The sequence below is a fragment of the Thomasclavelia spiroformis DSM 1552 genome (assembly GCF_025149465.1).
GTDB classification, from domain to species: domain Bacteria; phylum Bacillota_I; class Bacilli_A; order Erysipelotrichales; family Coprobacillaceae; genus Thomasclavelia; species Thomasclavelia spiroformis.
Map to the genome: position 1 here is coordinate 2,338,557 of NZ_CP102275.1, position 13,247 is coordinate 2,351,803.

At 26.9% G+C, this 13,247-nt stretch carries 14 protein-coding genes; 2 read left to right on the forward strand and 12 right to left on the reverse strand.

Annotation, left to right across the window (positions count from 1 at the left end; translation table 11 throughout):
• Positions 1-49: 49 nt before the first annotated feature.
• The 12 genes from nadC to NQ543_RS11205 all read right to left on the reverse strand — a co-directional run bounded on the left by nadC (position 50) and on the right by NQ543_RS11205 (position 12,600).
• Positions 50-904, reverse strand: coding sequence for a carboxylating nicotinate-nucleotide diphosphorylase (gene nadC / locus NQ543_RS11150; protein ID WP_039904403.1), 855 nt, complete (start codon positions 902-904; stop codon positions 50-52).
• Positions 882-2,183 carry an L-aspartate oxidase gene (locus tag NQ543_RS11155; protein ID WP_004610124.1) on the reverse strand — a complete coding sequence of 434 codons (1,302 nt, stop codon included), beginning with the start codon at positions 2,181-2,183 and terminating at the stop codon, positions 882-884. The genes nadC and NQ543_RS11155 overlap by 23 nt, the downstream gene beginning before the upstream one ends.
• Positions 2,184-2,196: 13 nt before the next feature.
• On the reverse strand, positions 2,197-3,108 hold the full coding sequence (gene nadA / locus NQ543_RS11160; RefSeq protein ID WP_004610123.1) for a quinolinate synthase NadA: 912 nt from the start codon (positions 3,106-3,108) through the stop codon (positions 2,197-2,199).
• A gap of 121 nt (positions 3,109-3,229) precedes the next feature.
• Positions 3,230-3,676, reverse strand: a complete 447-nt coding sequence (locus NQ543_RS11165; RefSeq protein WP_143324666.1) for a DUF6548 family protein — start codon at positions 3,674-3,676, stop codon at positions 3,230-3,232.
• 103 nt (positions 3,677-3,779) lie between these two features.
• Positions 3,780-5,540 (reverse strand): molecular chaperone DnaK, encoded by a 1,761-nt coding sequence (gene dnaK / locus NQ543_RS11170; RefSeq protein ID WP_004610121.1) that lies wholly within the window; start codon positions 5,538-5,540, stop codon positions 3,780-3,782.
• Positions 5,541-5,556: 16 nt separating this feature from the next.
• Positions 5,557-6,165: a DnaJ domain-containing protein gene (locus NQ543_RS11175; RefSeq protein ID WP_004610120.1), complete on the reverse strand. Its 609-nt coding sequence runs from the start codon at positions 6,163-6,165 to the stop codon at positions 5,557-5,559.
• Positions 6,165-6,998, reverse strand: a complete 834-nt coding sequence (locus tag NQ543_RS11180) for a DUF5685 family protein (RefSeq protein WP_004610119.1) — start codon at positions 6,996-6,998, stop codon at positions 6,165-6,167. The genes NQ543_RS11175 and NQ543_RS11180 overlap by 1 nt, the downstream gene beginning before the upstream one ends.
• A gap of 2 nt (positions 6,999-7,000) precedes the next feature.
• On the reverse strand, positions 7,001-7,393 hold the full coding sequence (locus NQ543_RS11185; RefSeq protein WP_004610118.1) for a hypothetical protein: 393 nt from the start codon (positions 7,391-7,393) through the stop codon (positions 7,001-7,003).
• Positions 7,394-7,537: 144 nt separating this feature from the next.
• Complete coding sequence (locus tag NQ543_RS11190) at positions 7,538-8,167, reverse strand: ABC transporter ATP-binding protein (RefSeq protein ID WP_004610117.1); 630 nt, start codon at positions 8,165-8,167, stop codon at positions 7,538-7,540.
• 2 nt (positions 8,168-8,169) lie between these two features.
• Complete coding sequence (locus tag NQ543_RS11195; protein WP_039904400.1) at positions 8,170-10,155, reverse strand: DUF1430 domain-containing protein; 1,986 nt, start codon at positions 10,153-10,155, stop codon at positions 8,170-8,172.
• 242 nt (positions 10,156-10,397) lie between these two features.
• Positions 10,398-11,741: an MATE family efflux transporter gene (locus NQ543_RS11200; protein WP_004610115.1), complete on the reverse strand. Its 1,344-nt coding sequence runs from the start codon at positions 11,739-11,741 to the stop codon at positions 10,398-10,400.
• A gap of 184 nt (positions 11,742-11,925) precedes the next feature.
• Positions 11,926-12,600, reverse strand: coding sequence for a group II intron maturase-specific domain-containing protein (locus NQ543_RS11205; protein WP_336254212.1), 675 nt, complete (start codon positions 12,598-12,600; stop codon positions 11,926-11,928).
• 38 nt (positions 12,601-12,638) lie between these two features.
• Here NQ543_RS11205 and NQ543_RS11210 point away from each other — a divergent pair, with 38 nt between their 5' ends.
• Together NQ543_RS11210 and NQ543_RS11215 are read left to right on the forward strand one after the other, a co-directional pair.
• Entirely contained in the window at positions 12,639-12,980 is a 342-nt protein-coding gene (locus NQ543_RS11210; RefSeq protein ID WP_004609083.1) for a transposase, read from the forward strand.
• A 68-nt stretch (positions 12,981-13,048) separates the two neighbouring features.
• On the forward strand, positions 13,049-13,237 hold the full coding sequence (locus tag NQ543_RS11215; protein ID WP_259935299.1) for an IS3 family transposase: 189 nt from the start codon (positions 13,049-13,051) through the stop codon (positions 13,235-13,237).
• The last annotated feature ends 10 nt before the right edge of the window (positions 13,238-13,247 follow it).

Sequence of the window (13,247 nt, forward strand, 5' to 3'; positions counted from 1 at the left end):
ACCACATAAATTATGACCAAAAAACAAAAAAAGATACCAAAACAGGTATCTAATCTGGTCTTAAATTTTTCATTGAAAAATCAAGAATTGGTGCACTATAAGTAATTGCCCCAGAAGAAACGAAATCCACTCCAATTCCAGCAATTTCTAAAAGTCTTTCTTTAGTAACATTACCAGAACATTCACTTTGAGCCTGATTTCCAATTAAAGCAACTGCTTGTTTCATCATATCATTATTCATATTATCTAACATAATAATATCAGCTTTTGCTTGCAATGCTTCTTTTACTTGATCTAATGACTCTACTTCTACTTCAATTTTTCGTACAAATGGAGCATAATCACGAGCCATTTCAACTGCTTTAGTAATGCTACCAGCTGCACCAATATGATTATCTTTAATTAAAATACCATCAGATAAATTATAACGATGATTTGTTCCACCACCTACTTTAACTGCATATTTTTCAAAAATACGGTTATTTGGTGTTGTTTTACGAGTATCTAATAATTTAGTTTTTGTTCCTTTTAAAATTTCTACTGATTCATGAGTATATGTTGCAATTCCACTCATTCTTTGAAGATAATTTAAAGCTACTCTTTCACCAGATAATAAAACTCTAATATCTCCTCTTACTTCTCCTATATGATCACCTTTTTTTATTATATCACCATCGCGATATTTAGTAAAAAATTGGCAATCATTATCCAATAATTTAAATGTTCTTTCAAAAACTTCTAAACCACAAATTATCCCATCTTGTTTACAAATTAAGTCAACACGTCCTAATTTTTTTTCTGGCATAATCGCATTAGTTGTAACATCTTCACTAGTTATATCTTCTTTTAAAGCATTTAAAATATAATCATCAATATTAACCTTAAGATTTACACCATTTATCATAGAATTCACCATCTTTTCTTTTAATTTCATTCATAATAAGATTTCGATTTTCTTTCATCAAACGATCTCTATCATATTTACTAACATCTACATACTTTGGATCAAAATCAATATTTTCAATTTCATCTTTAATCACTCTTGCGGCTCTTTTAGCAAAAACTAGACTTTCTAATAATGAATTACTTGCTAAACGATTAGCTCCATGAACTCCATTACACGCTGTTTCACCAACAGCATATAAGTTTTTCATCGACGTTTTACCAAAAGTATCACTTTTAATTCCACCCATTAAATAATGTTGAGCAGGAACAACCGGAATTGGTTCTTTATACATATCATAACTTTCTTTTAAACATCGATCATAAATATGTGGAAATCTTGTTTGAATTTGTTGATGATCCATATGCATTACTGATAAATAAACATACGGCATATTATACTTATCCATCTCATTTTTTATTGCATTACTAACAATGTCTCGTGGTAATAATTCATTGACAAAACGTTCCATTTTACAATTCAATAAATAAGCACCTTCACCACGAACAGATTCACTTATCAAAAAACTTCTTCCTGGTTTTGTAGTATATAATGTCGTTGGATGAATTTGAATATAGTTGATATTTTCTAACTGAATATTATTTCTTAATGCAATAGCAAAGCTATCTCCTGTAATATGTCTAAAATTTGTAGAATGTTTAAATAATCCACCGATTCCTCCAGTAGCCAAAATTACAACTTTAGCATTAATTTGAACAATATCACTGTTATTTTCCATAATAATTCCACTTACTTTATTATTTTCACTAATAATATCCAACATTGTAGCATCTTCAATAACAGTAATATTATTACGTAACTTTACTTGTCGAATCAATTTAGATGTGATTTCTTTACCTGTTACATCTTGATGATGTAAAATTCTAAATTCTGAATGTGCTCCTTCACGAGTATAAGCTAAATTCCCTTCACTATCACGATCAAATTTAACGCCATAATCCATTAAATCTTTCATTATTTGAGGTGATTGTTGTATCATTATCCTTACTGATTCGGGATTGTTTTCATTTCTACCCGCTTTTAGAGTATCTTGATAAAATGCATCAAAATCATCAGCACTTTTTAAAGTACAGATACCTCCTTGAGCTAAATAAGAATCACTATTTTCCATCTTATCTTTAGTAATCATTAATACATTTAAATTAACCGGTAAACATAAACCTGCAAATAACCCAGCAGCTCCAGTTCCAACTATAATTACATCAAAATTATTATCCATTTTTCACACCTTCTTATTTTGCTAATTCATGCATTTTTATTAGTGGTTTTTTTGCTTTTTCAATAAATTCATGATCTAAATTAACTTGATTTTTATTATCTTTTAAACAATCTCTAATTTTTTCCAGTGTATTTTTTTTCATATCTAAACATACTAATTTATTGTTTACAGGATAAAATTTCTTATTTGGATTTTTCTTTTCCATTTCATGGATTACACCTATTTCTGTGATAACAATAAATTCATCATGCTTATTATCATTACTTGCAAAATCAATAATTTCAGAAGTACTTCCTGCATAATCTGCTAATTCAACGCATTCTTTTCTACATTCAGGATGAATTAATATTGCCGCACTGGGATATAATTCCCTAGCTTCTTTTATATCTTCAGGTGTAATTTGATAATGAATTGGACAATGTCCATCACAAAAAATAAAATTTTTCTCTGGTACAAGTTTTGCAATATGTCTACCTAAATTTTGATCTGGTATAAATAAAATATTTTTATTAGGCAAAGCTTCAACTATTTTTTTAGCATTTGATGATGTTACACAAACATCGGCAAGTGTTTTAATTTTGGCGGTTGAATTTATATAACATACAACACATAAATCATCATATTCTTCACGTTTTTGTTTAATAAATTCTTCACTAACCATATGTGCCATTGGACAATCAGCTTCAATATCTGGCATTAATACTATTTTATCAGGATTTAAAAGTTTAGCACTCTCTCCCATAAATTCCACGCCAGCAAATACAATAACATCTTGTGGACAATCAATAGCAATTTTTGATAAATAATAAGAATCTCCTAAATAATCAGCAATATCTTGAATTGTGCTATCTACATAATAATGTGCTAAAATAACTGCATTTTTTTCTTTTTTTAATTTTTTTATTTCCTCAATAATATCATTCATTTACTTATCCCCATTTATTTAATTTATATACGTTAAAATATCCCACAAATTATAAATATTGTCAAGTGAAATATTTAACATGATGTTAAATATTAGTATATTTTTTTATTAAACTAGTAAATTATATACAATTTAGTATACCTGCTATAAATAATACAAATATTATTATTAATACTATGGTTATTAACATTGTTATTTTTGAACTATTATCTATATTTTTATTTTTTTCTTGATTTGTTGTTTTATTTTTATATATTTTTTGATTTATTTTATAAAGAAGTGCTAGTGGATCTTGTTGAATTAATATTTGATGATAAAAATTAGTAATCATCTCTATTTCTTTTAAAGAACATTCGGTTTCTTCAACACTATGAACAATCCTATTTCTTAACCACCGTAAATGTTTAAGCATTTTATAATTTATAGTCCATTCATCAACAAATTCTTCTCCTTGTTCAAATAATAATTCCATCCGATTAATATATTCACTAACTCCTTGCAAAGTAGAAAGCATATCTTGGCAAAGTCTGTCTAACCGCTTGTATTCTTCTAAAAATTCTATTTCCACTTTTGTCATCCTCCAAATTCCCTCCTTTTAAACCTTTATCCCATTATAATATTATAATCACTTTTTATCCAACTAATAATGAAAAAAGTTCCATACAGGAACTTTATTGCATTGATAATAATGTAGCTGCTAGCGATTCTAAATTAATCTTCGCTGATTTTATTTCATCAAATTTAGCTTGATCACATGTTTCATAATCAACTTTTTTAGTTAATTTTTTGAAGCTTGCAAGCTCGTTTTTAATATTAGATTTAGTTGCTTTATCAAGTTGTTTTCCATTTTTAGCTAAAGCTGCTTCAATTGAAATCACTAAATTTTCTGCTTCATTTTTAAATACTAATCTTTCTTTAGTAATTGCATCTTGTGATTCATATTGTTTTGCTTCACGAATTGCTCTTTCAATATCTGCATCTGACATATTTGAAGTATTTTCAATTGTAATACTTTGCATGTTTCCACTGGCTAAATCTTTAGCTGAAACATTAACTATTCCATTAGCATCAATATCAAACGTTACTTCTATTTGAGGAACACCTCGCATCGCTCTTTTTATTTTCTTTAATTTAAATTTACCTAAACTTTTATTATCTTTAGCAAGGGGTCTTTCTCCTTGTAATACATTGATCTCTACTTGTGTTTGAAAATTTGCTGAAGTTGTAAAGATTTGAGAATGACTAGTTGGTATTGTTGTATTACGTTCAATCAAAGGTGTTGCTACCCCACCTACTGTTTCAATTGATAAAGTCAATGGTGTTACATCTAACAACAATACATCAAAATTACCTGTAGTACTAACATCTCCTGACAACTTTCCACCTTGTATACTAGCTCCTAATGCTACACATTCATCTGGGTTTAAAGATTTACTTGCTTCTTTTCCTGTTATTTCTTTGATCTTATCCTGCACAGCTGGAATTCTCGAAGAACCTCCTACTAAAATAATTTTATTTAATTCAGCAGGCGTTAATCTAGCATCATTTAATGCATTTTGCATTGGTAAAACTAAACGATCAACTAAATATCTAGTTAAATCATTAAATTTAGCACGTGTTATTTCTATTTCTAAATTTTTTGGGCCACTATTAGTATTAGTAATAAATGGTAAATTAACAACTGTTGTAACCATTGTAGATAATTCTATTTTGGCTTTTTCACCAGCTTCTTTAATTCTTTGCATAGCCACTTGATCATAACTTAAATCAATTCCTTCAATTCTTTTGAATTCATCAACAATATATTTAGCAATACAATCATTAAAATCATCTCCTCCAAGATGATTATCACCTGAAGTAGAAAGAACTTCAATTACACCATTTCCAATTTCTATTATTGAAACATCGAAAGTTCCTCCACCTAAATCAAATACCATAACTTTTTGCCCATAACTATTTTCTAATCCATAGGCTAAAGCAGCTGCAGTTGGTTCATTAATAATTCTTTTAACATTAAGTCCTGCAATTCTTCCAGCATCTTTAGTTGCTTGACGTTGAGCATCATTAAAATAAGCAGGTACAGTTATAACAGCTTCAGTTATTTTTTCTTGTAAGTATGCTTCAGCATCAATTTTCAATTTTTGTAAAATCATTGCTGATATTTCTTGTGGCGTGTATTCTTTATTATTAATTTTTTTACGATAATTTGTTCCCATTTCACGTTTTATAGAAGCAATCGTATTATTAGGATTAGTTACTGCTTGTCTTTTAGCATTTTCACCTACTAATCGTTTTCCATCATTAGTAAAAGCAACAATACTTGGGGTTGTTTTGTTTCCTTCAGCATTTGGAATAATAACTGCTTTTCCATTTTCCATATATGCCATACAACTATTAGTTGTACCTAAATCTATTCCGATTATTTTACTCATATCATTTTCTCCTCTTTTAACAACAACAATTTAATAAACAACTACACAATAATATATTGTAACATAGTGACATGTCACCAAATGGAGAACTATAAGATTGCTGCCCACTTTGATATTGTCTTTGTCCACCTTTTAATTGTTGTAATAATAACAAATATTGCAAGTTATTAGGTTCCATTTGTAATGCCGTTTGAGCATATTCAACAGCTGTTATATTATTACCCACACCATTTTCTGCTATTGCACTATAATAAAACCACATCGCATTGCGAGTTCTTATTTGCTCTAAAATATTAAGAGCCTCTTGATATCTATGGGCATTAATAAAACCAATAACTTCATTAAAAGCCGCTTGATCATTACCATTGTATTGATAACTATATTGACCACTATGATTAGTATTTTGACTATTTCCATAATTACGATTAGTAAACCCTCGTTTACGATCGTCCATAATTGTTTTATATGCATTTTGTACTTCTTTAAATTTTTCAGTATATGCTGCTTGATTAGGATTATTTATATTAGCATCCGGATGATATTTTTTACTAAGTGTTCGGTATGCTTTTTTTACCTCATCATCAGTTGCATTTGGATCTATCCCTAATATTTGATATGGATTCATTATTTCCTACCTTCCATTCGTTTTTTCTTGATCATTTCATACTTTGTCCATACACCACTATATAAAATATTGCGAATAATAGTAGCGTTTTCTATAATTGGTAATCTTTCAAAAGCTAAAGTTGCTTCAGATATCATTAATTCTAGAATATCTTTACATTTTTCTTCAAATTGTTTTGTTTGATATAATTCCTTAAATGGATTATAAGTTTCTTTTTCTAAATCATCTTCAATATCTTCGTATGCATCGATAAAATAAATAAATCTTCCTAGATAAAAACCTAATTGATATAGTTCACTATACCATTCATCTTCTTTATATGCACAAATAAGTCCCATAACTTCTCCAAAACATTTAGACACTTCATCTAAATTATTAAAGTCTTGTTTTTCATATTCATTTATTTTATGCAAACATTTTTCGATATTACTTACTTTATCATAATATTCTTCCTTAACTTTAGTATATGCTTTATTTATCAATTTTTTATACATTTGCTTACTAAATTTTTGTTCATCTAACCAATCATCTTCACATTTAAAATATGTTAAAACAATTGTCATTTTTGCTGCATAATCAACAAACTCATTATAACACTCTTGATGTTTTTTTAAAGGATGCATGACACAACGAGCATTTTTCATTTCTAACTTTGGTTCATATAACCCAGATAATAAAATTGCTAAAAAATTCATATCAAAATTTAAAGCAGCTTGAGCTCTCAATCCATAATTATTTTTTAACGTTTTACATAACCCACAATAATATGCATGATATACATCAAACTCTTTAAACTTCATCTCAGGTTTATTTACTACTACATATCCAAACATACTTAACTTCTCTTTTCAAATTTATTTTGACAACTAGGACATGTAATAACGATTTTACCACGTCCTTTTGGTACTCTTACTATTTGTTTACAGCATGGACATGAAAAATGTTTATGCATTGAATCTTGCTTGTTCATATTTTTTAATTTTATATATATTGTTATTGGTTTAATATAATTTAAAAACTTTTCATTTTCTTGATTTCTTACATAAATATTTTTTGATAACATTCTAAAAATAACAATAAACCATAATAAATATGCCAATATTCCAATTACTATATTTCCTACAAACATATTAATAATAAAGCAAATAATACTAATAATTATTAATACATTATTTAATTGATCTACACCATATCTTCCTTGCATAAATTGGAAAAGTCTTTCTTTCATTTTATCTTCGCCACCCTTAATTTTATAGAAAATAGTATATTTTTTTATTATTAACTATTCATGAACTTTCAATTTGTCATAAATAAAATAATGATTATACAAAATAAAATGACCTATATGGTCATATAAGTCATTTTACGATGATTAAATCATTATTACACGTTTGGCATAACTATATAAAGTTTTATCATGGGTTACCATAATAATAGTTTTTCCTCTTTTATGCATATCACAAATTAAATTCATAACCATCATTTTATTTTCTTCATCTAAACTTCCAGTCGGTTCATCACAGATTATTATATCTCCTTGTTTTAATAATAATCTTGCTATTGCTACTCTTTGCTGTTGTCCTCCAGAACATTCGTAAATATATTTATCATATGTTTCTTCCATACCAACTTCTGATAATTTTTCTTCAATTAGTTTTCGATTATTTTTTCTTTCTTTTTTAGAAGGATATACAAGTTCTAAGTTATATCCAACTGTTTTATTATCTATCAATGCAAAGTTTTGAAATAAATAAGATATATTTTTGCTCAATAATTTAGCTATCTTACTATCTTTATAATCTATCTCTTGATCTTTGATAAATACTTTTCCTTGATCTGGTTTATCTAATAAACCAATGATATTACATAAAGTTGATTTTCCTGATCCACTTTTTCCAGAAATAATAACAAATTCACCTTCATCTATTTCTAAATTAAAATCATGAAATACATTATGATGATAATAACTTTTAGATATATTTTCAAGTTTTACAATTGCCATAACTACTCACTTCCTTTTAATAAATTTACTGTTGTTTTATGATCAAATTTTTTCATCATGATACTTTCGATACAAACTTCACAAATGATTAAAAATAATATTACTGCTAAAGTTGTAAATATATTTATTTTTAACAAAAATACATTTATTGAAAAAGGTAATAAATAGCCACCGAAGTTTATTAAATAAACATCTTTATATCTATCAAAAAAACTATAACCTAATGTTTTTTTGATAGATATTTCTTTAGCATTTTGATAAAAATATAACATCATATACATATATATTGTTGTTAAATAAACAATTAAATATATTCCAATATACGTAACTAATTTAACTAATAAAGGTAAGGTATAATATCTAAACATAATTGTAAGAGATTCACTTGCATCCGTTAATCGCATTTCATTTTCATTAACATAATCAGCTACTAAGTTATGATAATATGCAGGTTCTTTATCATTTCTCAATAATAAATGACTCCAACTATAATAGTCTTTATTTGATAAAAGAATAACAGGGTATCTTATTTCACCTCTCATATTATTTACAACATTCAAATAAGTATGATGTCCTTTTACATAATAAACTTTACAGTCAGTACCATATTTGTATTGTTCAATAGCTTCATCTTTATATGCTTCAGGTACAAGTAAAGCAGGAGCCTGTATATCTTTGTATTTATCTGAATATAAATTCAAATAGTTTTTATTTACAATAATATAGGGTAATTCAGTTTCTTGATTAGCTTCACTGTAAAAGAAACATGCTAGGGTATCTTTTTGTTTTAATAATATTTCTATTGCTTTGTATGCATTTTTATTATTTACCATGTTTTCAATCAAATAATAATCATCGCTAATATTCTTTTTAGCTAAATATAATCGTGTTTCGTTAAATATTTCTTTTGCTCCTGCAAGAGAATAAAACAAAACTAGACACAATAATATAATAATCACATTTTTAAAAGCAAAACTTATCTTTAGTAATCCATTATAATTTAAACTTTTTTTAATATTTATATTTCTTACTAATAATAAATAAGCACATATAGTTATAATTACTGTAATTATTATAAAGATTAAACAATTAAGAATAACGATTCCTAAAAAACTCAACCCTCTTATACTTAGATTACGTACCATAATAAGCCATAAAATAACATTAACAAAAAGATAAATAAAAATTATTTTGATAACAAACTGTGAGAAAAGATTTGAAAATAAATTTCTTTTAGAATATCCCATTAATTTCATTACTGTAATTTCTTTTTTCATTCGAAGAAATTCATTAATAATACATATCAATAATGCAATTACTGTAAAGACTATAATTATATAAATATCAAGATTAACAGGCATTGATTCTTCATACATTTCATCATCAAGAACTTCATATTCTATTAATCCTTGCGCAATATTATTAATTTCTTTGCTAAGTTTTTCTAAATCATTGCCATATATATTATAAATGATATCATTATTAACACTTTCTAATTTATTAATAAAATTATCAAAACCAGTATATTCGTATATATTGTCACCCAAATAACTTTGACTTGTGATTTTTAAATATCCGTTTGTTTTAGTATCACTTAAATCAGTAGTAATATATCCATCATCAAATGATTTAAGTTTTATTTTATATCCGTAATTTTTATTTAAATAATCTAGAAGCAGATTATTTTGATCATAAATATATGTGATTTCTTTATGAGTTGAAGTATCAATATTTATCATTTGACTAGTAGCTAAAATATAGTCATTATCTTGGCACAAAGATATTAATTCATCAAGAAACTTTTGATTATTTTTCTTAGGTTCATCCATTATTAAAATTCGATAATTTTTCTTATTAGTAACTTTACTAATTTGATTATTTGAAAAACTCCCTAAAATACTAACATCTTCTCTATTTTGATTAGTATAACTAATCGAAAATGTCAATATACTTAGTAAAACTACTAATATATACATTATTTTTTTCATCTTCATTCACTTCCTTCATACATTTTTATCTAAAATATCCCTATTAAAACTACTTATTCTTCTTAATTTAATAACATATCTATTATCATAAGTTATTTTTAGTGATACTTAAGATTAATGTTTTAATTTTAAAATTTCCTTTTTTACACAGCCAAGATACTTATTTTATATTAAATTATATATATCAAAAAAGGAGAATTATTAAAAAATCTCCTTAAATGGTTAAATACTTCTTTAAATGGTTATCTTAATTTTTTAACAATTGTTAACCACATTGTAATGTAACAAGCTCCACCGCCAATAAAATTACTTATTGCTTCAGCAATAAAAACACCATTAATTCCTATATAAATAGGTAATATCAATGTTAGTGGAACTACTATAATAACTTTTCTAAAAACTGAAAAAAAGATTGCTTGTCTAGACTTACCTAAACCAACAGCGACAGCTTGTCCTACCATTTGAAATGCCATCATAAAAAAGCCAAAGAAATATAATCTTAATGCATTAACACCATCTTTTACTATTTCTGGATTATGACTAAAAATTTTAATAAATAATTCTGGAAAAAATGTAATTGCAAACCACAAAATCAACATCATTAATAAAGCACTAAAAGTTACAAATTTAATTCCCTGAATTACACGATCACTTTTACCAGCACCATAGTTATAACCTAATACTGGTTGGCACGCATTAGAAATTCCTTGTCCTGGTAATGACGCTACTTCACGAATTGAATTTATTATTGTCATAATTGCAATATACAAATCTCCTCCGTATTTTTGTAATGTAGCATTACAAACAATAGTTACAGTTGAATTTGTTATTGCCATCATAAAACCTGCCATTCCTAAGGAAACTATTCTTTTAACATGAATTATTTTTAATCTCATATTTTTCTTTTTTAATTTTAAGATTGTTTTATTTCCCGTTAAAAAATATATTGTCCAAAGCGCTGAGATAAATTGTGAAATAACAGTTGCTATTGCAGCTCCTTTTACCCCCAATTCAAAAGTAAAAATAAATATTGGATCAAGAACAATATTTAATATTGCCCCTATTAAAACTGTACACATACCAATTTTTGCAAATCCTTGACTATTTATAAAACTATTCATTCCTAAACTAATTAAAACAAAAATTGTTCCAAATAAATAAATTGTCATATAATCATTTGCATAAACAATCGTATCTTTACTAGCACCAAATAACCATAATAAATCCTCTTTTAAAACGAAAACAATTACCGTTAATAATATTCCAAAAATAACTAATAAAGAAAAAGAATTACCCATAATCTCTTCTGCTTCATCATTTTTTCCTTGTCCTCTAGCAATTGAACATAATGGAGAACCTCCCATTCCAAATAAATTAGCAAAAGCAATAATAATTGATATTAACGGTAAACATAATCCTAAACCACCCATTGCTAACGTTGAAATTTCTGGAATTCTTCCTATATATACTCGATCAATTACATTATATAAAACATTGATAAGCTGGGCTACAATCATCGGTCCTGCTAAGTTTGTTATATGCTTAGCTATACTTCCTTGCGCAAAGTTATTTTTATTTATTTTCATTATTAATCACCACGTACTTTATTTATATCTTATATAATCTTAGCACATTTATTAAGTTAAATATAGGATCAATAATAAAGCTCTATACTAAAAATATGTAACTTATTGTAATTGAATAGGGGCTAAGAATTAAAATCTTTCGCCCCTTTCACAACACCGTGCGTAGGGTTCCCTACACGGCGTTTCATAAGTTTATAGAGTTGTAATAATCTAGTGCACTTATAAATCCGTATATTTTTAATACTTCATTTGTAAGTGTCCTTTTTAGTATGAAGCTATTGGCGATGTGCCAGTAGCTTTTTCTTGTGTTTGCCCATTCCCATGCCTTACTTTTATTAATACCTAGTTTTTGTAAATTTCTATACCTTGTTCTTACTAACTTCCATCTTTTCCAATATATCATTCGTATTCTTCTTCTCATCCATGAGTCTATTTCCCTTAGATGTTTACTCATATTCGCTATCCTATAGTAATTCACCCAACCTGTAATGTATTCTTTTAACTCTTTAGCTAATTCCTTACTTGATATTGGTCGGTTCCTTTTGGTGATTTCCTTTATTCTCTTTTTCATCTTTTCTTTAGATTTCTTGTGAACAGTGATTCGTACATTACCACTCTTCTCTATATAAAATCCAAAGCCCAAGAATTTTATATCAGTAATATAGGCTACCTTTGTCTTCTCTTGGTTCACTTTTACAAATAATTTCTCTTCTAAATATCTTGTCACTGTTTCTTTGACTCTCATTGCACTTCTTTTACTTTTGAATAGTATGACACAGTCATCTGCGTACCTTACAAATCGATTTCCTCTTCTTTCCATTTCTTTATCAAATTCATTAAGATATATTGATGCTAGAATAAAAACTGTACCAGTTAAATGGAAGAACTAGCTAGTATATGATACAATGTCATAAGCTTAAATCAAAAATAGAAAAGGGGTATATGATGATGACTAAACCAACATTTACAGATGAATTTAAACAGGGAGTTGTTCAATATGTTTTAGAACATCCTGATGAATCTAAAGTAGCTATAGCTAAACAGTTTGGTATTGCTGATAGCACTGTTCATAAATGGCTTAAAGATGCCAGTAGTAATGACGGCGTAATTAATTCAAGAGGAAGCGGTAATTATTCAAGTGACGAAGCTAAAGAAATTGCCAGATTAAAAAAAGAACTGAAAGATACACAGGATGCTTTAGAAGTCCTAAAAAAGGCTATTGGCATACTGGGCAATTAACTAAGCAGGATCTTTATAAAAGGATAAAAGAAAAATCTAAAAAAGATAAACAGACTTCAGTTACCGGTATGCTAAAAAAATTACAACTGAGTAAATCAGGATATTATGAATATTTGAAAAGAAAACCATGTAAACAAAAAATCAGAAAAGCTAGAATCACAGAAAGAATCAAGAAAATCTATAAGGATTCAAAAGAAATATATGGAGCTCCTAAAATAACTGAAATACTAAAAAAAGAGGGAGAAAAAAATAAGTGAAAAATATGTA